At 61.8% G+C, this 20,483-nt stretch carries 18 protein-coding genes; 6 read left to right on the plus strand and 12 right to left on the minus strand.

Annotated elements, in window-relative coordinates:
- The first annotated feature begins 136 nt into the window (after window positions 1-136).
- Together L0U79_RS00200 and L0U79_RS00205 are read left to right on the plus strand one after the other, a co-directional pair.
- Window positions 137-838 (plus strand): polysaccharide deacetylase family protein, encoded by a 702-nt coding sequence (locus L0U79_RS00200; RefSeq protein ID WP_233840105.1) that lies wholly within the window; start codon window positions 137-139, stop codon window positions 836-838.
- Window positions 835-1,911 carry a glycosyltransferase family 4 protein gene (locus L0U79_RS00205; RefSeq protein WP_233839865.1) on the plus strand — a complete coding sequence of 359 codons (1,077 nt, stop codon included), beginning with the start codon at window positions 835-837 and terminating at the stop codon, window positions 1,909-1,911. Before L0U79_RS00200 ends, L0U79_RS00205 begins: the two co-directional genes overlap by 4 nt.
- Here L0U79_RS00205 and L0U79_RS00210 read toward each other — a convergent pair.
- The 6 genes from L0U79_RS00210 to L0U79_RS00235 all read right to left on the minus strand — a co-directional run bounded on the left by L0U79_RS00210 (window position 1,908) and on the right by L0U79_RS00235 (window position 6,849).
- A complete protein-coding gene (locus tag L0U79_RS00210; RefSeq protein ID WP_233839866.1) occupies window positions 1,908-2,684 on the minus strand; it encodes a glycosyltransferase family 2 protein in 777 nt (258 codons plus the stop codon). The genes L0U79_RS00205 and L0U79_RS00210 overlap by 4 nt on opposite strands.
- Complete coding sequence (locus tag L0U79_RS00215) at window positions 2,674-3,933, minus strand: O-antigen ligase family protein (protein ID WP_233839867.1); 1,260 nt, start codon at window positions 3,931-3,933, stop codon at window positions 2,674-2,676. Before L0U79_RS00215 ends, L0U79_RS00210 begins: the two co-directional genes overlap by 11 nt.
- Window positions 3,934-3,995: 62 nt before the next feature.
- Window positions 3,996-5,120 (minus strand): glycosyltransferase, encoded by a 1,125-nt coding sequence (locus L0U79_RS00220; protein ID WP_233839868.1) that lies wholly within the window; start codon window positions 5,118-5,120, stop codon window positions 3,996-3,998.
- Window positions 5,121-5,207: 87 nt separating this feature from the next.
- A complete protein-coding gene (locus L0U79_RS00225) occupies window positions 5,208-5,414 on the minus strand; it encodes a zinc-finger domain-containing protein (RefSeq protein ID WP_233839869.1) in 207 nt (68 codons plus the stop codon).
- 141 nt (window positions 5,415-5,555) lie between these two features.
- A complete protein-coding gene (locus L0U79_RS00230; RefSeq protein WP_233839870.1) occupies window positions 5,556-6,146 on the minus strand; it encodes a YceI family protein in 591 nt (196 codons plus the stop codon).
- Between the two features lie 109 nt (window positions 6,147-6,255).
- Window positions 6,256-6,849: a malonic semialdehyde reductase gene (locus tag L0U79_RS00235; RefSeq protein WP_233839871.1), complete on the minus strand. Its 594-nt coding sequence runs from the start codon at window positions 6,847-6,849 to the stop codon at window positions 6,256-6,258.
- A 105-nt stretch (window positions 6,850-6,954) separates the two neighbouring features.
- On the opposite strand from L0U79_RS00235, the gene L0U79_RS00240 reads away from it, so the two are divergent.
- Entirely contained in the window at window positions 6,955-7,962 is a 1,008-nt protein-coding gene (locus tag L0U79_RS00240) for a mitochondrial fission ELM1 family protein (protein WP_233839872.1), read from the plus strand.
- Window positions 7,963-7,981: 19 nt separating this feature from the next.
- Here L0U79_RS00240 and glnE read toward each other — a convergent pair whose 3' ends face one another.
- From glnE to L0U79_RS00270, 6 genes are all read right to left on the minus strand, one after another.
- On the minus strand, window positions 7,982-10,834 hold the full coding sequence (glnE, locus tag L0U79_RS00245; RefSeq protein ID WP_233839873.1) for a bifunctional [glutamate--ammonia ligase]-adenylyl-L-tyrosine phosphorylase/[glutamate--ammonia-ligase] adenylyltransferase: 2,853 nt from the start codon (window positions 10,832-10,834) through the stop codon (window positions 7,982-7,984).
- Between the two features lie 45 nt (window positions 10,835-10,879).
- A complete protein-coding gene (cysA, locus tag L0U79_RS00250; protein ID WP_233839874.1) occupies window positions 10,880-12,025 on the minus strand; it encodes a sulfate ABC transporter ATP-binding protein in 1,146 nt (381 codons plus the stop codon).
- A 14-nt stretch (window positions 12,026-12,039) separates the two neighbouring features.
- On the minus strand, window positions 12,040-12,867 hold the full coding sequence (cysW, locus tag L0U79_RS00255) for a sulfate ABC transporter permease subunit CysW (RefSeq protein ID WP_233840106.1): 828 nt from the start codon (window positions 12,865-12,867) through the stop codon (window positions 12,040-12,042).
- Window positions 12,868-12,893: 26 nt separating this feature from the next.
- Window positions 12,894-13,721 carry a sulfate ABC transporter permease subunit CysT gene (cysT, locus tag L0U79_RS00260; RefSeq protein ID WP_233839875.1) on the minus strand — a complete coding sequence of 276 codons (828 nt, stop codon included), beginning with the start codon at window positions 13,719-13,721 and terminating at the stop codon, window positions 12,894-12,896.
- A 2-nt stretch (window positions 13,722-13,723) separates the two neighbouring features.
- On the minus strand, window positions 13,724-14,725 hold the full coding sequence (locus tag L0U79_RS00265; RefSeq protein WP_233839876.1) for a sulfate ABC transporter substrate-binding protein: 1,002 nt from the start codon (window positions 14,723-14,725) through the stop codon (window positions 13,724-13,726).
- Window positions 14,726-14,827: 102 nt separating this feature from the next.
- On the minus strand, window positions 14,828-16,033 hold the full coding sequence (locus L0U79_RS00270) for a porin (RefSeq protein WP_233839877.1): 1,206 nt from the start codon (window positions 16,031-16,033) through the stop codon (window positions 14,828-14,830).
- Window positions 16,034-16,254: 221 nt separating this feature from the next.
- Between L0U79_RS00270 and L0U79_RS00275 the strand changes: the two genes are divergently transcribed.
- The 3 genes from L0U79_RS00275 to L0U79_RS00285 are packed head-to-tail and all read left to right on the plus strand — an operon-like array spanning window position 16,255 to window position 20,476.
- Window positions 16,255-18,051, plus strand: a complete 1,797-nt coding sequence (locus tag L0U79_RS00275) for an assimilatory sulfite reductase (NADPH) flavoprotein subunit (protein WP_233839878.1) — start codon at window positions 16,255-16,257, stop codon at window positions 18,049-18,051.
- Between the two features lie 8 nt (window positions 18,052-18,059).
- On the plus strand, window positions 18,060-19,757 hold the full coding sequence (cysI, locus tag L0U79_RS00280) for an assimilatory sulfite reductase (NADPH) hemoprotein subunit (protein WP_233839879.1): 1,698 nt from the start codon (window positions 18,060-18,062) through the stop codon (window positions 19,755-19,757).
- Window positions 19,754-20,476, plus strand: a complete 723-nt coding sequence (locus L0U79_RS00285) for a phosphoadenylyl-sulfate reductase (protein ID WP_233839880.1) — start codon at window positions 19,754-19,756, stop codon at window positions 20,474-20,476. Before cysI ends, L0U79_RS00285 begins: the two co-directional genes overlap by 4 nt.
- The last annotated feature ends 7 nt before the right edge of the window (window positions 20,477-20,483 follow it).

The following is a 20,483-nucleotide window of genomic DNA, read 5'->3' on the forward strand; positions in this document are numbered from 1 at the left end:
TGCCCCGTTACCGCTCGTTCCGTCAGCCCCTGCGCCATTCGGCACCGCCGATTGCCGTAACATTTTGCGCTGAGCGGTTAAGGAGCGCGGCGTGACCACCCTGGACGGACAGCAGGCCCTCGCCTGCCCGATTTTCATGTACCACAACATCGCGCAGGCGCCGCGCGGCCTGCGTCGCTGGCGCAGCCTCTATGTGAGTCCCGGCGCATTCGCACGCCAGATGTGGCTGCTGAAGCGGTTGGGCTACAGGGGCGTGTCGATGGCCGATGCGATGCCGTTCTTGCGCGGCGAGCAACAAGGTCGCATCGCCGTGATTACGTTGGACGATGGCTACGTCGACAATCTCGAATCGGCCATGCCGGTGTTGCAACGTTACGGCTTCACCGCGACCTGTTACGTCGTGAGCGGGCGCATCGGCCGTTACAACGATTGGGACGCCGAGAAACTCGGCGTTCGCAAACCACTGATGACTTCCGCACAGATGCGCGCCTGGCGCGACGGCGGCATGGAGATCGGCGCGCACACGCGCAATCATCCACGACTCTCGCAATGCAACGACGATCAACTGCTCGACGAGATCGCCGGCAGCAAAGCGGATCTCGAAGATGCCCTCGGTTCACCGGTCACGCAATTTTGCTATCCGTACGGCGACATGAACGATCGTGTCGCGGACGTCACGCGCGCGTGCGGCTACATCGCCGCGACCACGACGCAACGCGGGCGGGCGGTCGTCGGCACGGATCTTTGGCGTCTGCCGCGCGTGCAAGTCGCACGTCATCACGTGTTGCCGCAGTTCGCCATGCGTGCATTCACCAACTACGAGAACAAGCGCGCATGAAATTTCTCTTCGTCGGCACCAACCCGGAAAACACCGGGGCCGCCACGCACTTCGTGGCGCTGGCGCAAGCCATGGTGGAAACCGGACATCAGGTCAGCGCGGTGGTGTATCCGGACGGCTTGATCGCCAACAGCCTCGCCAACTCCGGCGCGCGACTTTATCCGGCGAAGTTTCGCAACGTGTTCGACCTGCGCGGCTATCGCGCCACCTTGAAAGCCGCGCGCGAGCTTCGCCCGGACTGGCTGGTCGGCAATTTCGGCAAGGAGTATTGGCCGCTGATTCTGATCAGCCGACTGCTGGGCATACCGGTTGCATTATTCCGTCACCGCACACCGGCGATGGGGCGTCTTTCCGGTTACTTGGTGCCGCGTTTGGCGCAGCGCTTTTTTGCCGTCTCCAGTCACGCTCGCCAGGCTTATCTGGAACGCGGCGTGCCGCCGTCGTTGGTGCGCGTATTGTACAACCCGGTCAACATGGCGCTGTGCAAACCCGATCCGCAACGTCGCAGCGAAATCCTGCATCAGCTAGGCATACCGCAAGACGCCATCGTGATCGGCTACTTCGGCCGCATCCATCACAGCAAAGGCATTTTCACCTTACTCGATGCGCTCGACGGCGCGATGGGTCAGGAATCGCGCCTGCATTGCCTGTGGCTGGGCCATGGTCCGGATTCGCAATTACTGGGCGAGCGCATCGATGCCGGTTCGTTTGCGCATCGTCATCATGTGCTCGGCTGGATCGACGATGTGCATCCGTACTACAGCGCGATTTCGATGCTCGCGTTTCCTTCCATCGCCACGGAAACCTTCGGTCGCGTGTCGGTGGAAGCGCAGGCCGCATGCGCGCCAGTGTTGGGCAGCAATATCGGCGGCGTGCCGGAAACGCTTTGCCCCAATGTTTCCGGCTTGCTCTTGCCGCCCGGCAATGTCGCCGCGTGGCGCAACGCGATTTTGAAAATGTGCGAGTCGGACGTGCGTGAACCGATGGGCATCGCCGCGCGCGATTTCGTGGATCGCCATTTCAGCACGCGCGTCATCGCCGACGAATTCGCGCGGATCTTGAGCGACGGCTAAGGCTTTTCCTGCGGGCCCGTGCGCGCAGCCCTGCGCGCCTCGTACAACTTCGCGTATTTCAAAAACACGTAATGCGCGCCGAGCACGCTAGCGATAAAACCCGCCCAGCCGCTTAAAAAATAGCGTTTGAGCACGAATTGCCGCAAAAAGAACAGCGGCGGATAAATCACCATGCGGAATCCGGTGAATCCTTGGCCACGACGAAGTTTGTGCGCCACCATGCCGCTGCTGTAGCGATTGATCTTCTCCGCGCGCGAGGCGATATCGTCGTCGCCGTTATTGATAAAGTCGGCGCCCCATAGCGTTTTCGTCGGACCGCGCACTTCGACCGCCGAGTGCACTTCCACATCGTTCATGCCGCCATGCTTGCGATTGAACAGGCGCAAGTGACCGTTGCGATGACTCCAGCGATGCTGCACGGTCCAGAACATGCGCTCGCGCCGAGGCAAACGAAACCCCGCATGCTGCGGATCGTCCAGCGCGCGCTCGATGATGGCGCGCGTGCCGGGTGAGAGAATTTCGTCCGCATCCAGATTCAAGACCCAGTCGTTGCGCGCCAGATCGTAAGCGCGTTGCTTTTGCGGGCCGTAATCGTCGAACGGATGCACTTCCACGCGCGCGCCATGCATGCGCGCAATGGCGACCGTGCTGTCGGTGGAACCGGAATCAAGCACGACGATTTCGTCGACCCAATCCACTTCGCGCAGGCAGGTGTCGAGCGTGTCGGCGTTGTTGTAGGTAATCACCACCACCGAGAGCGGTTCACGCGCCATCGCCCGGCTCCTCCGTCACTGCAAACAGCACTGCACACCATACTCCAAGCAACCATGCGTAGAGCAAACCCCACCACGCCGAATAGAAGGCGAAATGGGAATTGATGGGAAACACCATCGCCACGAGCGAAACGGTCGCGGGAAAGGCGATGGCGCGCCCTGGCTTGCCCGCACGACGCCAGGCACGCCATGCGATCACCGCGCCCACGAGCCATAGCAACATGCCGACGACGCCGGTTTCGGCCAGGATTTCCATCACGAGTTGGTGCGGGTGACACGCACCCGTACCCTCCCCGCAATTCTCGCCCACCATGAAATGGTCGTTCGGCGGCGCGTACTGCGGATAGGCGTAACGGAATCCGCGCACGCCGACGCCCGTCATCGGATGCGCCTCGATCATGCGAACGGCCGTATGCCAGATATCCAGGCGCCCTGTCATGGCTTCATTGACGGCTTGCTCGTTGCCGCCCAGCGCCAGCAGTGTGCGCTGCATGCGCGTATCGAAACGCTCGGACGTTTTCCACGCGATACCGCCCGCCATCAGCAACACCACAAGCCCCGCCGCGCACAGCGCAACAAACCGCTTCGGCGAACCCGTTTCGCGCCATATGAACATCAACGTCACCAACGAAAAGCAGATCCACGCCGAACGCGATCCGCTCAACATCACCGGCCCCAGCAGCAACACGAACGCAACAATCAATCCGCGCAATCCCCAACGATGCCGCGCCGCCCACAGCGCAAACGGTGACAGTACCGCGAGCGTGGGACCGAGCTTGGGATCGTCTGCGCCAAACAAACCCGAAATGCGCTCAGGCTCCGCGTGCCCGCGCAAACTCCAACCCGTAAGCATTTGCATCCAGGCATCCAACACCCAGAATGCGATCACCGCGGCGACCGCAAGATAAAAACCTTGCACGCGCTGTTTTCCACGAAGCGCGTAGCACGCATACAAACCGAGCGGCACGAAACGCAGCAACGCAGCAACTGTTCCCCAACTTTTTCCGGGGGCTGTCGCCGCAAACGAAGACAGCAATGCTGCGCCGATGTAGCAGGCCAACAACGCAAGCACCAAACGCGCTGCGGGCCCCTTCACCATCACCAAAGTATCGCGTCGCCACGTGATCGCCACGCCCACCAAACATAGAAACGTGCCCAGTTCCGCACTGCGCCCGAATGGCAACAACGCGATCATCAGCCATACTGGCACCAGCGGCGAACGAACCAGGTTTTTCAGCGAGAATGACATGCCGGATCCACAACGGTGGTTCGGGCATTGTAGGCGAGGCCGAGCTTGAGCCGGTGCGTGTTTTAACCGACGACTTCTTCGTACAGCGCCAACGCCGCATGCTGCATATCGATCAACCGATAGCGTTGCAGTGGCGAGATGGGCGGCGCGACGCGCAGCAGTTCGGCGGCGCGTTCGACCAGGCGTTCGTGATCGCCGGGCGGTACGCGACCGGCAGGATAGAGTTCGGCCAGCAACTCGCCGACGCCGCCGTGGGCGTAGCCGAGTACTGGGCGGCATAGCGACAGCGCTTCGATCACGGTGCGGCCGAAGGCTTCGGGTTTGTTCGACAGTTGGAGCACCAGCGCGGACATCGCGTAGATATCGCGCACGTCTTCACGCGGTGGCGTCATCACCACTTGGTCGGTCACGCCGCGGCCCTTGATCAGTTCCCGCAGCTCCTGCACATAGGCTTCGCGACCTGGCTGAATTACGCCGAGCAACAGCAACCGCGTGTCGATGCCGCGCTGCTTGAGCTCGGCGATCAGTTCGATCGCATCGTGATGGCCTTTCAGGCGCGTACCTCGACCGGGCAAGGTCAGCAGCGGCGCGCCGGCGAGATTCGGAAATTCGCTGAAAAACGCCTTCTGCCACGCCTCGTCGGGACGATGACCGTAGGGAAACGCTTCCGGATCGATGCCGCGCGGCACGATGCGAATGCGCGTGGTGTCCAGTTTCTCGTAGTGGCTGATCAAGTAATCGCGCACCGTCTGGGAGACCACCACGATGCGCTCGCCGCGCAGCATGATGGCGCTGTAGCGGCCGGGCGAATTGAGTCCGTGCACGGTGGTGATGAAATGCGGCCGGGGCGATAGGCCCTTGAGCGCCCACCAGCCCATCCAGGCCGGCAAACGGGAACGCACGTGAACCACGTCCGGGCGGAGCTCACGCAGCTTTCGGCGCAGCGACCCTAGACGCCACAGGGTGGAGAGCGATTTGCGGCCGATATCCAGCGTGATGTGTTCGCTGCCTTCGGTTTCCAGTTGCGACACCAGGCGACCGCCTGCCGAGATCACCACCGACCGGTGGCCCGCTTGCACGAGGGCCCGTCCCACTTCCAACACCGAACGCTCCGCGCCGCCCGATTGCAGCGCAGGGATGAGCTGCACAACGGTCAGCGTTCTGGCCGGTGTGGCGGCAACGGACATGATTCCCTCATTCGCGACTCTCATTCGAGAAAACCAAGCACCAATCGTGCCGATTGGCGCGTTTTCACGAGGAATGACGGCAGGTTTTCAGTCGCGCAGGACGTAATGCGCGCCACAGTAAGGACATACGGACTCGCCGCCGTCCTCAACGATGGGCAGATAGACCTTCGGGTGGGAGTTCCAGAGCGCCATACCAGGCATCGGACAAGACAGCGGCAGGTCCGATCGCGTCACTTCGTAACGATTTTCGGCATTCGCCAGGATAGGCGTGGCGGCGGCAGAGGAACCCGACATGGGCTGTTGCTCCGGGTAAGACATGGGGGCCGACCATGTTAGCAGCCCTACGCTTTTTACGGTTGCGCCCGACCGGCGGGTTCAGCGTGCCGCAAGGGCGCCTCGACATCGTTCGAGGCGCCCGCGTTTCCTACGAAACGTTTACTGCGCGCCAGCTTTCGGCACCGCACCTTCGGTGGTGATGTGCAGCTGGATGTCATCGCTCACCTTCGGCGCGTACGCACCCAGGCCGAAATCCGAACGCTTCAGCGTACCGGTGGCGTTGAAGCCGATGGCCTGCTGACCCGTCATCGGATGCTTGCCGACGTTGTTCAGCGTCGCGTCCAGCACCACCGGCTTGGTGACGCCGTGCACGGTGAGGTCGCCGGTGATTTTGAAGTGCTTGCCGCCGAGCGGCTGCACGTTCGTGCTCTTGAAGGTGATGGTCGGATACTGCTCGGCGTTGAAGAAATCCGGTTCCTTCAGATGCTTGTCGAGCGCGGGCACGTGCGTGTCCAGATTGCTCAGCGGCATGGTCACATCGACCGAGGACTTGGACGGATTCTGTTCGTCGAACACCACCGTGCCGTCGGAAATGCCGATGTCGGCGGTGGGATTGGAGAAGCCGAAGTGGCTCCAGCTGAACAGCACCATGGTGTGACCGGGATCGAGCTTGTAGGTCACCGGGGCGGCCTGAGCCGACAGCGCTGCGCCAAGCAAGCCGGCCAGCAACACGTAGCGAAGAGTACGCATGAAAATCTCCTGCCTAATACGATGGGTTAAGGGGTTTTGTTTTCATCAACTACAGGATCGCCTTGGGAGCATACCGCCGGCGATCCTTCGGAAAAACGACAGCTTTGCGTTACTCGACGCGCGCCGCTTCGTCGAACGACAACCGCGGGCTGCGCGGGAAAAGATCGCGGCTGGCATCGCCGTAGCCGATATTGATCAGGAAGTTCGATTTGATCGTCGTGCCGGCGAAGAACGCCTGATCCACGCCCGCATTGTCGAAGCCCGACATCGGGCCGCAATCCAGACCCAGCGCGCGCGCCGCCATGATCACGTACGCACCTTGCAGCGTGGCATTGCGAAACGCGGTGGTGTCGGCCAAGGCCTGATTGCCCGCAAACCAGCTGCGCGCGTCCGCATGGGGAAACAGCTTCGGCAGCTGCTCGAAGAACGCGTGGTCGTTGGCGACGATCGCCGTCACCGGCGCGGCCATGGTCTTGGCGCGATTGCCTTCGGACAGGAACGGCTTGAGCTTTTCCTTCGCCGCTGCCGATTTGACGAACACCAGCCGCATCGGCGAGGAGTTGGCGCTGGTCGGACCGAACTTCGCCAGGTCGTAGAGCGCATGCAATTGCTCGTTGGTCACTTCCTTGGAGAGGAAGGCGTTATAGGTGCGCGCCGTGCGGAACAATTGATCCAGCGCTGCCTCGGCAAGCTTCTCGCTCATGGGTATCCTCAATGCATGACGAAAGACGCGCCCCAAACGGGGCGAGATGAACGTAGAGTGTAAGCGCAAGCCGGATGAATCAACGGCGACGGGGGCGAACGTACTGTGCACGATCCGGCAACAATCACCCCGTCGGGACACGATGCGCCTGCCCCGCCGCAGGGCGAATGTTGGGCGATCACCGACCTGGCCGCCGGCAATCAACGGCAAGCACTGGCCCTGGCCGAGCACATGAATATGCCGGTGCGACACCTGGTGCTGTCGCCGCGGGCGCCCTGGTCGTGGTTGTCGCCACGTATGACATGGGGCGGTCGGCTCGCCCTTCCCGCCTCGCAACGCGCCGCGTTCGCGCCGCCGTGGCCCCGCATCGCTATCGGGTGCGGACGAAGCGCGGCCTTGCTGACGCGCATGCTGCGCACGTTGACGGAAGGCCATTGCCACACCGTGCAGATTCTCGATCCGCGCGTCGCTCCGGCGCACTGGGACACCGTGATTGCGCCACGCCACGATGGCCTCGCGGGCGCCAACGTGATGAACCCTTTGGGTTCGTTGAACCCAATCGATGATGCCTGGCTGCAGGACGGCCGCGACGCCAGTCCGACGCTGAGCGAACTGCCGCAACCGCGCGTCGGCGTCTTGCTCGGCGGGCCGCGCGGTGGCATTCGCATCGATGCGGACTATGCGCAACGTCTGGTCGAACGATTGCTCGAGCGTCGTCGACACGAAGGCGGAAGCCTAATGGTGCTGGCCTCGCGCCGCACGCCCGTCGCCGCCGTAGAAGTGATGCGTAACGCATTGCGCGGCAATCCCGGCCTGGTCTGGGCCGGACCCGACGACGGCAACAATCCGTACCCTGGCGTGCTCGGCTGGGCCGATCGACTCATCGTCACGCCCGATTCGGTCAATATGCTGAGCGAAGCGTGCGCAGTCGGTTGCGCGGTGCACACGTTCGTCACGGGAGCCTTGCCGCCAAAACTGGCGCGTTTTCATCAAAGCCTGCGCGCGGCCGGCCTGTTGCACGAGATGGACGAGGATGCGCCCGCCACACAAACGCCGCTGCGTGAAACCGCGGCGATTGCGGACGCGCTGCGCAAGCGCTTGCTCGCATCGTAAGCTCAACGAGGGTTGTGAGCTAAAAATCGAATCCGAGCGCGTGCGTCACCACACCGACCTCGCCGCACAACTCATCCAATTCAGCGTCGCGAGGCGCGATGCGCGAACGCAAATCCAAGGTGCATTGCAACGCGCGACGCAAGAGCTCGGCATGCGCGCGCGTCAAGCAGTTGGCTTGCGCGGTATCGAGCAAACCGTCGTTGCGGCAAAGCTCGATCAATCCTGCATTCGCGGTCGTCGACAGCAAATTCGGCATTTTGGCCGCATGCGCCAGCACGAGACCTTGCAGCGCAAACTCGATATCCAGCAACGCGCCGCGACCTTGTTTGAGATCGATCTGCGCCGCATCCGAACGATCGCGCTCCGCACGCCAACGCTGGCGCATGCTGCTTACCTCCGCGAGCACCGCCGCGCGATCGCGCGATACTGCGAGCGTACGGCGCCGCACGTCGCTCAATTTCGCATTCAACGCGGCGTCGCCTGCTACCGGACGTGCGCGCAGCAGCGCTTGATGCTCCCAGGTCCACGCACGACTCTCCTGATACGCGACAAACGCATCAAGGCTGCCGACTAGCAAACCTTTCGAGCCGTCCGGCCGCAACCGCGTATCCACTTCGTACAAGCGCCCCGCGCGCGTGAGCACGGTCAGCCAATTCATTACGCGCTGCGTCAAGCGTTGATACCAACGCGAACCTTCCAGCGAGCGCGGTCCATCGCTCATTTCTTGCGCGCGCTGACCGTCGAACACGAACACCAGATCCAGATCGGACGCAAAACCCAGTTCCTCGCCGCCTAGACTGCCGTAACCCAGAATCGAAAAGCCCGAACCTTCGCCAGGCAAACGCCCGTGCGCAGCAATCACTTCGCGTTCGGCCAGCGCCGCCACCGCATTGACCACCGATTCGGCCAACGCGCCAAGCCTGCGCGCGGTGGCGACGGCATCGGCGCGACCATCGTTAAAGGCGAGACCCAGCCGAAACGCGATGCTCGATTTAAATTCGTTGATACGCTCCAGCTCCGCCTCGGCTTCGCGTTCGTCCAGCGTCGTGAGCACATGCGCGATTTCGGCGCTGATATCCGCGCGCTTGAGCGGCAACTGATCGATGCGCGGATCGAGCACGTCGTCGAGCAGCAACGGCTGCGCAATCACGCGCTCCGCAAGAAATGCGCTATCGGCGAACAGCTGCGCAAGACGTTTGCGCGCGGAGGGCTGCTCTTCTAGCAACGCCAGATACGAAGGCCGACGCGCGACAGCCTGCACCAAACGACACAAACGCAACAGACACGGCACGGGCGCGGCGGAATCGCGCGCGGCGGCGAGCAACTGCGGCATCAAATGATCGAGCTGTTCGCGCGCACGCGCGGACATCGCACGCAACGATGCCGCCTGCGGCAACTTCAGCAAGGCATCTAGCGCTTCCCCGCCAGGCACGAAACCGGAAGCCTCCAGTACGCTCGCCTCGAGCGATTCGTCGCACGCTTTTTTCCACAAGATCGCATCGGCGGCCGGCACGGTGGATTTCGCGCCGCCTTCGGGCATCAGCACGGCCTCGAACTCGTTGGCGACGATGTCCCGATGTTTCGCCAATTCTTCGGCCAACGATTCCCACGCCGGGTAATCCAGCGCGAGCGCGAGCCGTTCGCGCGTCAACGGATCGTCGGGCAAATCGTGCGTTTGCGCATCGCGCATCATCTGCACGCGGTTTTCCAGTCGACGCAAGAACACATAGGCCTCGCGCAACGCGCGTGCTCGTGCGGCAGGAATATGTCCACGCGCTTCGCAAGCGGTCAACGCCGGCAGCAATCCGCGCACGCGCAAGCTCGGCTCGCGGCCACCGCGAATCAATTGCACCAGTTGCACAATAAATTCGATTTCGCGAATGCCGCCGGGGCCGAGCTTCAGATTATCGGCCAGGTCTTTGCGCGCCACTTCGGCGTCGATCAAGGCCTTCATTTCGCGCAATCCTGCGAACGCCGTGTAATCGAGGTATTTGCGATATACGAACGGCCGCAGCATTTCCTGCAATTGCTTGCCGGCGTTGCGATCGCCCGCGACGGCGCGCGCTTTGATCCACGCGTAGCGCTCCCAGTCGCGACCTTCCCGTTGGTAGTACTGCTCCATCGCGCTGAACGGCAACGCCAAGCGACCCGCATTGCCAAAAGGTCGCAAGCGCAAATCGACGCGCGCGCAGATGCCGTCGGTGGTGGGCTCGTGCAGTAGGCGCACCAATTGCCGACCGAGACGCACGAAGTATTCGCTGTTGTCTAGCACGCGCGCGCCGTCGCTCTCGCCGCCTTGCGGATACGCCAGCACCAGATCGATATCGGAAGAAAAATTCAACTCGCTGCCGCCGAGTTTGCCGAAACCGACCACGACCAGACGCTGCAGTTCGCCATCTTCGCCGCGCGGATGGCCGTAACGAACGGCCAAATTGCGCTCGGACCAATCCAGCGCCGCGCCGAGCAAGGCTTCGTAAAGCACGCTGGTGGCGGAAAGAATTTCCGGCAGGTCGTCCAAACCGTTGACGTCGCGAAACACCAGGCGCAGCGCCTCGGCATGCCGAAACCGCCGCAGCGTCGCCATGCAAACAGTTTCGTCTGCATCGAGCTTCAACGCGTCGATACGCGTCGACGCATCGCCATTCACACGCAAGCGTTCCAGACCTTGGGGCGACAACAGCTGCGGTTGGTTGCGCCATGTCTCGAACGCGAAATCGCTGGCGAGCAACGTACGGCGAATGCGTTCGGCGACGCCTGCGTCGTCATGCAGCGGCACGCCCGCGGCGCGACAGCGGGCCGCAAGCTGTGCGTAACGGTCGTCGATCAGCGCCTGCAGCGCGGGCGATTCGGCGGGAAGCGAGGTTACGGTCATTCGACCATTATGACCGTTTCATCTCCCACTTCCGAATTCGTGCGCTTACGCCTCGATGCGCCGCCAAGGGCCAACCGCCACCGGCGCGCCTGTATGCGCGGGGTGAAACGTCGACCGCTGTTGCACATGACCCTCCCTGTCCACGCCAAAAACCGAAAGCACATGGAAATGAATGCTCACCGCGCCATCCGCGGAGCCACCGTGGCGCGCCCAATCGCGTTCGCTCCATTCGGCTTCGAGCGGCTCATCCAGGCCTTCCAATCGCAAGCTGGCGCGTACCGTACCGGCCACGTGACGAAGGTTGAGCAGATGCGCTTTGAGCCCATCGCCTTGCCGCGGCGCCAGCACGATGTCTTCCGGGCGCACGTGCACGGAAACGTCGTGCACGTTTTCCGTCGAGAAATCGTCGAGCGGCCACGCGTGACCGAATAGATGCAATTGCTGCGCATCCACCTTCCCCGGCAACGATTGTCCGCGCGCGATAAAGCGCGACGCGAACGGGGTCGCCGGCTGGCGATAGATCTGCTCAGGCGTGCCGATCTGTTCGATGCGACCGCGATTCATCACCACCACGCGGTCCGCCATTTCCAACGCCTCGTCCTGATCGTGCGTGACGAACAAGGTCGTGATGCCCAGCGAACGGTGAAACTCGCGCAGCCAATTGCGCAAATTGACACGCACTTGCGCATCCAACGCGCCAAAGGGTTCATCCAGTAACAACCATCTCGGCTCGATCGCCAACGCGCGCGCCAACGCTACACGCTGACGCTGGCCACCCGACAATTGCGATGGATAGCGATTCGCCAGGCTTTCCAATTCCACGCGCGCGAGCAACGCATCGACATTCGCCTTGATGATCGACGCCTTGGGTCGCGCACGCCACGGTCGCACGCGCAAACCGAATGCCACGTTTTGAGCGACCGTCATATGCGGAAACAGCGCGTAGTGCTGAAACACCAAACCCACGCCGCGCCGCCGCGCGTCCAGCTGCAGCAGATCCTGCCCGTCGCGATGCACGCTTCCCGCGTCGGGTTGATCCAGGCCGGCAAGAATGCGCAACAAACTAGTCTTACCCGATCCCGACGGCCCAAGCACGGCGACGAACTCACCGTCGGCAATCGTCAGGCTGACGTCGTCCAGCGCCACAAAGGCGCCGAACTGACGACGTAAGCGGGAAATCTCGATGCCCATGGCGTTCTGGTTCCTCAACGATTCAAGTCGTCACCGTGCCGCCACTCCACCAATCGCTTGATGCCGAGTGTGAGAACAGTGAGCAAAGCAAGCAACGACGCCACGGCGAAAGCGGCGGAAAAATTTTCCTGATAGAGCTGATCGACTTGCAGCGGCAGCGTGTTGGTGATGCCACGAAGATGCCCGGACACCACATACACCGCGCCGAATTCACCCATCGCCCGCGCGTTGCATAACAACACGCCATACAAAAGCGCCCAACGCACGCGCGGCAGCGTGACGCGAAAGAAAATCTGCCATCCGCTCGCGCCCAAGGTAAGCGCGGCCTCTTCCTGTTCCGAGCCTTGCGCCTGCATCAGCGGCATCAATTCGCGCGCGACGAACGGCAAGGTCACGAGCACGGTCGCCAGCACCAGACCCGGCAGCGCAAAAATCACCTGTACGCCATGCGGCTCCAACCACGAACCCAGCCAACCGTCCTTGCCGTAAACCAGAATCAGCATCATGCCGGCGATCACCGGCGAAATGGAAAACGGAAGATCGATCAACGCGCCGAGCAGCGCCTTGCCGCGAAACTCGAAATGCGTCATCGACCATGCGGCGGCCAGGCCAAAGACGAGGTTCAACGGCACTGCAATCGCGGCGACGATCAACGTGAGACGCACTGCCGCAATAGTGTCGGGCTGTCGAATCGCATCCAGATAGAACGCCACGCCTTGCTGAAAGGCTTCGGCGACAATCGCCAGCAATGGAAGCACCAGCAACCAGACCAATACTGCAAGCGCGCTTAAGACCAAGGTCGTGCGCGCAACACGTATCGACCACGACGGACGGCCACCCATCGACACCGCTGCAGCGACGACGGCCATCAGCGCACCACCGCCCAGCGACGCGACCAGCGCTGCAACGATGCCATCGCCATCAACAACAGCAGCGACGCCGCCAGCATCACCGCGCCCAATGCCGCTGCGCCGCGATAGTCGTATTGCGAATCGATCTTCTGCACGATCAGATAGGGCGCGATTTCCGTGCGGAACAAACGATTGCCCGAAATAAAGACCACCGAGCCGAATTCGCCGATCGCGCGAGCGAGCGCCAAAGCAAAACCAGTCAACAGCGTCGGCAGCAACAGTGGAAACAGCACGCGAACGAAGCGCTGCCACGACGACGCGCCCAGTGTGTACGCCGCTTCTTCAAGGTCGCTTTCCATGCTTTCCAACACCGGCTGCAAGGTGCGCACGACAAACGGCAATCCCACGAAGACCATCGCCAACAGCACGCCGAGTCGCGTATACGCCACCTCGATCCCCAACGGCGCCAGGCGACTGCCGAGCCAGCCATGGGGCGCATAGAGCGACGTCAATGAAATGCCTGCCACGGCTGTCGGCAACGCGAACGGCAGATCGACCAAGGCGTCGCAAACGCGGCGAAACGCAAAGCGATAGCGCACCAACACCCACGCGATCAGCAAACCCAGCAACGCGTCGATGGTGGCCGCCAGCAGCGCCGCGCCAAAGCTCAAGCGCAACGACGCCAGCACGCGTCGCGTGGCGATCTGCGCCCACCAGCCCGCAGGCCCCAGTTCGAAAGCCGTCCACAACAACGCGGCCAGCGGCAACAGAACGCAACCGCCGAGCACCGTCAGCGCGTAGCCGGTGCTAAGGCGAAATCCTGGCAGTACGTTCCGTATCGTCATGCTTACTGCTGTCCTTCGGCGATCTGATCGAACACGCCGCCGTCGTTGAAGTAAGTCGCCTGCACCTTGCGCCAGTCGCCGAACTGCTCTGCGATCGTGAAGGTCTTTACCGCCGGAAACTGCGCGGCGTATGTCGCCGCGACTGCAGCGTCGCGCGGGCGGAAGAAATGCTTGGCGGCAATCGCCTGACCTTCGGCGCTGTAGAGAAATCGCAAGTAAGCAAGGGCGACCTTTTGCGTGCCATGTGCCGCCGCCACCGTGTCGACGACCGCGACGGGCGACTCCGCCAAAATGGTGAGCGATGGCACGACGATCTCATACTTGTCTTTGCCGAATTCCTGCTGCGCCATCAAGGCTTCGCTTTCCCAGGCGATCAGCACGTCACCCATGCCACGCTGCACGAACGTGTTGGTCGCGCCACGCGAACCCGTGTCCAGCACCGGCACGTTTTTATACAGCGCCGAAACATACGCGCGCGCTTTCTCGGCGCTGCCGCCCGGCTGGCGCGCCGCCCATCCCCACGCGGCAAGAAAATTCCAGCGCGCGCCGCCCGATGTCTTGGGATTGGGCGTGATCACTTGTACGTCCGAGCGAATGAGATCCTGCCAGTCGTGGATCCGCTTGGGATTGCCCTTGCGCACCAGAAACACCACGGTGGACGTATAGGGAGAACTGTTGTTCGGCAACCGCGTCTGCCAATCCTTGGCCAGCAGGCCTTTATCCGCCAGCACATCGATGTCGTAGGCCAAGGCCAGCGTCACAACATCCGCAGGCAGACCGTCGAGCACGGCGCGCGCCTGCTTGCCGGAGCCGCCATTCGATGTCGTTACTTCCACGTTCTGGCCGGCCTGCTTGAGCCAGTACGCGGTGAAAGCCACGTTCACGTCCCGAAAATATTCGCGCGTGGGATCGTAGGAAGCGTTTAAAATTTTTACATCTGCCGCCGACACATAGCCGACACCCAGCGAAAGCAACGCTGCTAAAACGAGCAGTAGGCGTTTCATGCGTAACGATTTCCTCTGAGCAAACACGCCCAATTTCAACTATAGGATTGGAGGTATGGACGTCCGAAAGCGCGGTTCGTCCTATCCATATGCGTGGACGAATTAAATGAAGATTTCCGCGCGCAACTCGACGATATGCGGATCAATCACCAGCCCCTTGCGATTGCCGAAAGCGCGGATGTAATTGGCCTGCAGCCTCAAATGCGTCCCCAGATACCAGTTCGCGCCGGCCGTCCAGTCGTGTTCTTTGCCGCCCTGCACGCGGCCGTCGTTCAAGTCCAGATCGCTGTAACGCACCGCGAATTCGACGGCGCCCCATGGATGAGTTGGAATCACGTTGCTGACGTTACCGTCGTGATACTGGCGGGATTCGCCGGTAACGACCCAGCTTCCGAATACGTAGTAACCGCTGAGGTCGTAGTTCGGCTTAGGTACGTCGAACGTCGTTTTCGCTTGCAGATATTCGCTTTGCACCGACCAGGGCCCATCGATCCACAGCCCCTCCACACCAAGACGATCGATATGGTTCACATGGGTCAACGTGCCCGAGCTCACCAACGTAACAGTAGTGAGGCCCGCCTCCGGCGGCGTTTTGAAGCTGGCCGTCGCCGGCTGCTGCACGCCCAGCGCATTGACCAGCCCGTAGGGCCGTTCCTCCGACGCGGCGACACCCAGGTGCAGCACGCGATCCGCTTCATGTATCGGTATCCACGCCGCACGCGCCACCCATGTATGCCCGTGGTTTTTCCCCGCCATGTTCTCGCCGTAATAACCCAGGCTGGCAAGCCAATGCGTGCGTTGAATGGCCCAATCCACGCCGATGCGTCGATTTTCGTAGACCGCCTGCGACGGCAGCGCCAATTCGATAAAGGTGGTCTGCGTGGAGGTGGTGACGCCCTCGAAACTTACCGGCGTCTTGCTTTGGCCGAAACGAAGGGCGCCAAAGTCCTCGCCCAGCACGGCCTGCGACTGCAAGCGGAAAAACGCATCCTGCCATTGCTTGGATTGAAAGTCGTAGTACACGGACGCGTCGTAGACCCCCGGCTTTTTGACATAGAAGCCCAGGTATTTGCGCCGATTGGTATGCGCATCCGTGAATGCGTTGTTGTCATGAGAAAAGTCGTTCACGTCATATTGGTAACGCAGTACCAAACCGATATCGGTCCCATCGCCCGTTTGGAAATGCGTGGGCCAATGGTCGAGCCAATCGATATCGCCTGCCTTGGCGTGGGTGGGGGCCAGCGTGGCGAAACATGCCGAAGCGGCCAGCGTCAACACAGCACAGACAGGCTTAGATCGTCGTGGCATAGCAACCTCCGGCGCCGCACAGCGGCGCCCGTGAAAGGTGAATGAAGAACTTCCCGATGGACGCGGGGGACAACGCCCGGAATCCATGCTGCCTGTCGCCTTTCGCGCAACGGAAAGGAGGGAATGGCATGCGGATATGCCGGCCCATCATTTCTTGGCCAATAAACGAAGTTCTAACATCGATGGATCAGATGGACGTCTAAACGTCCAAGGACTAAACGATGACTGCCGCCTCGTTGTTGCCGCTACCCGAAGACAAGCACCCCTTGGTCGCTCGTCTTGTCGATGGATTGGAAGCCCCTGCATTGCAGTGGCTTTCCGGCTATCTCGCGGGCCTGGCGACGCAGCGTCAAGCTGCTGGCAAAAACGCCGCCAATGAAACCGTCACGAGTCCCGAAGCTCAAGCACGCCTGACCGTGGTGTATGGCAGCCAAACCGGCAACGCCAAACGTCTGGCCGAAGACTTGGGTCGGCGCGCATCCGCCGCCGGCCTGGCCGTGCGCGTCGTGCGCGCAGACGCTTATTCCACGCGCGAGTTGAAGCAAGAGCGTTTGCTCTACGTTGTCATGAGCACGCAAGGCGATGGCGAGCCGCCGGACGACTCGCGTGCGTTGGTCGAGTTCATTGCGAGCGCACGCGCGCCCAAGCTTGAGTCGTTGCGCTTTGGCGTGCTCGGTCTCGGCGATTCGAGTTATCCCAACTTTTGCGCGATCGGCCGCCAGTTGGACGAGCGTTTTGCCGCGCTCGGCGCGCAACGCCTGTTTCCCGCCGGAGAAGCCGACGTCGATCTCGAAACCGTCGCGCATCCGTGGCTGGAACACGCATTGCAACAGGCGCGTGAACAGCTGAAGGCATCGGCGCCGCTCGCCAAGGTCACCACGCTGCGCACGGCGCGCACCGCGCCGGCGTGGCATCGGGAGCAGCCGTTCCAGGCGCCCGTGCTGCTTAATCAACGCATCACGGGCCGCACGAGCGATCGCGACGTGCGTCATCTGGAATTGTCGCTGGAAGGCTCCGGCCTTCGTTACGCGCCGGGCGATGCGCTCGGTGTGTGGCCGACGCAGTCGCCGGTCTTGGTGGATGCGGTGCTGAATGCGCTTCAACTCGATGGCGAAGCAACGGTTCGTGTCGCCGAGGAAGAGCACGCATTGCGTACATGGCTGTCGCAACACCGCGAGCTGACGCTGCTTACGCGCCCGTTCTTCGCCGCGCATGCCGAACGCAGCGGCGATGCGTCTTTGCAAGCCTTGTTGTCGCCCGATTCCCGCGAAGCGCTGTCCGATTTGTTCTCGCGCTGGCAGGTGCTGGATCTGTTGCGCAAGCATCCCGGCGAGTGGACGGCCGACGCGCTGGTGGCTGCGCTGCGACCGCTTGCGCCGCGCCTGTATTCCATCGCCTCCAGTCAATCCGTGGTGGGCGACGAGGTTCATCTCACGGTGAGCCACGTCGACTATGACTTCGAGGGCGAAGCACGCTGGGGCGCCGCGAGCCGGTATCTCGCGCAACACGCCGAAGGCGAATCCGCTCCGGTGTTTATCGAAGCGAACGAACGCTTTCATCTGCCCGCCGACGATCGCGATATCGTGATGATCGGCGCCGGCACCGGTGTCGCGCCGTACCGCGCGTTTGTGCAGGAACGCGCCGAACGCGGAGCTGGCGGGCGCAACTGGTTGGTCTTCGGCAATCCGCATTTTCATTCCGATTTCCTGTACCAGACCGAGTGGCAGCAGGCGTTGAAGAACGGATCGTTGCATCGCATCGATCTCGCCTTCTCGCGCGATCAAGCGGAAAAGCGCTATGTCCAGCATCGCCTCATCGAGCAAGGGCGGAGCCTCTATGAATGGCTCGACGGCGGCGCGCACCTGTATGTCTGCGGCGACGCCAATCGCATGGCGAAAGACGTGCATAAAGCGTTAGTGACGATCGTCGCAGAGCATGGCGCACGCTCGACCGAAGACGCCGAAGCGTGGTTGAACCAATTGATCCAGCAGGGCCGTTACGCCCGCGATGTGTATTGAGGCGAAACATGAGCGACAACGGCCTTTCCGATCTCGAACGCATCAAGGCGAACAGCCGCCTGCTGCGCGGCACCTTGGTAGAAAGCCTGGCTGATCCCGTCACCGGCGCGATCAGCGAGGACGACAACAAGCTGCTGAAATTCCACGGCAGCTATCAGCAAGACGACCGCGATCTGCGCGAAGAGCGTCGCAAGCAGAAGCTTGAGCCCGCCTACCAGTTCATGGTGCGCGCCCGCTTGCCCGGTGGCGTGCTAAGCCCCGCGCAATGGCTGTCGTTCGACCACATCGCGCGCACCTGGGCCAACCACACGCTGCGCATCACCACGCGTCAGACGTTTCAATTGCACGGCATCCTCAAGCACGACTTGAAGCGTTCCATCGCCGCGATGAACGAGGCCCTGGTCAGTACCATCGCCGCCTGCGGCGATGTCAATCGCAACGTGGTCGCGAGCGCGAACCCCGTCGCCTCGCCGGCGCATCGGCTTGCCTATCGTTGGGCCGAACGCTTGTCGGAACATTTGAAACCGAAGACACGCGCGTATCACGAAATCTGGCTGAACGAACAGCGCGTCGCCGGCGGCGAAGAAGAAAGCGAGCCGCTTTATGGCGCGACCTATTTGCCGCGCAAATTCAAGATCGGTGTAGCCGTACCGCCCACCAACGACGTGGATGTTTTTGCGCAAGATCTCGGCTTGATCGCCATCATCGAACACGACGAGCTACTCGGCTTCAATATCGCGGTCGGCGGCGGCATGGGTGCAAGCCATGGCGACGCGAGCACTTACCCGCGTCTCGGCAGCGTGCTCGGTTTTGTCGAACCGGAACAACTGCTGCGCACTGCCGAAGCCGTGATCGAAGTGCAACGCGATTTCGGCGATCGCAAAGAACGCAAGCATGCGCGCCTGAAATACACCATCGATCGCATGGGCTTGCCCGCGTTCAAAGTCGAACTGGAACGCCGTCTCGGTTTCCGTTTGCAACCGTCCCGCGCGTATCGCTTTGACCATAACGGCGACCGCTACGGCTGGACCGAAGGCGACGACGGACGCTGGCACCTCACCCTGCAGATCGAATCGGGGCGCGTGGCGGATTTTCCCGACCAGCCGCACTTGAGCGGGTTGCGCGCGATTGCGGAAATCCATCAAGGCGATTTCCGCATGACGTGCAATCAGAATCTAATCATTGCCAATGTACCGACAGCGCAACGCGCTCGTGTCGACGCGCTAGTGACGGAATACAAGCTCGATGGCTATCGCCGATTGAGCGGCATACGTCGTCACGCGGTTGCGTGCGTCGCGCTACCGACATGTGGACTGGCGATGGCCGAAAGCGAACGTTACCTGCCGCAGCTGTTGCCGAAGCTCGAAGCATTGCTCGAGCGCCATGGTCTGCGCGACGAACCAATTTTGCTTCGTCTCTCCGGTTGCCCAAACGGTTGCTCGCGTCCGTATCTGGGCGAAATTGCGTTGATCGGTCGCGCCATTGGCCGTTACGACTTGCGTCTTGGCGCCGACTTCGCCGGGCAGCGCCTCAATCGCATCGTGCGCGAAAACATCGACGAAGCGGAAATCCTGTCCGAATTGGATGCGTTGTTCGCACGCTATGCCATCGAACGCAACGAAGACGAACGTTTCGGCGACTTTCTCGTGCGCAGTGGCGTATTGACGTCGGCGCGTCACCCCATCGATGTAGAGGTTTTCGCATGAGTTTGCCAACGCTCGAGCAAGCGGCCATCGATGTCCGCGAACGCATCAAACTCGACGCATGGTTGCTTGCGCTTACCGCGGAGGAGCGCATCGATTGGGCATTGCAAAACCTGCCCGGCGCGCATGTGCTGTCGTCCAGTTTCGGCGCGCAGTCGGCGGTGTCCTTGCATCTGCTTACGCAACGTCTGCCGACGATTCCGGTGATCGTTATCGACACCGGATATCTGTTCCCTGAAACGTATCGTTTCATTGACGAACTCACCGAACGTCTTTCACTCAACTTGCATGTGATCCGCCCCAATCTATCGCCAGCATGGCTACAAGCGCGATACGGCGAATTATGGAATCAGGGGCGCGAAGGGCTGGATCATTACAACCGCTTGGCCAAAGTCGAACCGATGCAACGTGCATTGGCCGAACTCGGCGCGGGAACTTGGTTCGCAGGGTTGCGCCGCCAGCAATCGCTGAGCCGCGCCGCGTCGCCTGCGCTGGATCATCGCCACGGACGCTGGAAAGTGCATCCGATCATCGATTGGACCGATCGCGATGTCGGCCGTTACCTGCGCCGGCATGACCTGCCCTATCACCCCTTGTGGGACAAAGGTTATGTCTCGATCGGCGATACGCACACCACGCGCCGCTGGGAGCCCGGTATGCGCGACGAGGACACCCGCTTTTTCGGATTGAAGCGTGAATGCGGACTTCACTTGGATGTGTGAGTAAGAC

Origin of the sequence: Dyella sp. 2HG41-7 (genome assembly GCF_021390675.1) — a bacterium.
In the GTDB taxonomy this organism is placed as follows: Bacteria; Pseudomonadota; Gammaproteobacteria; order Xanthomonadales; family Rhodanobacteraceae; genus Dyella_B.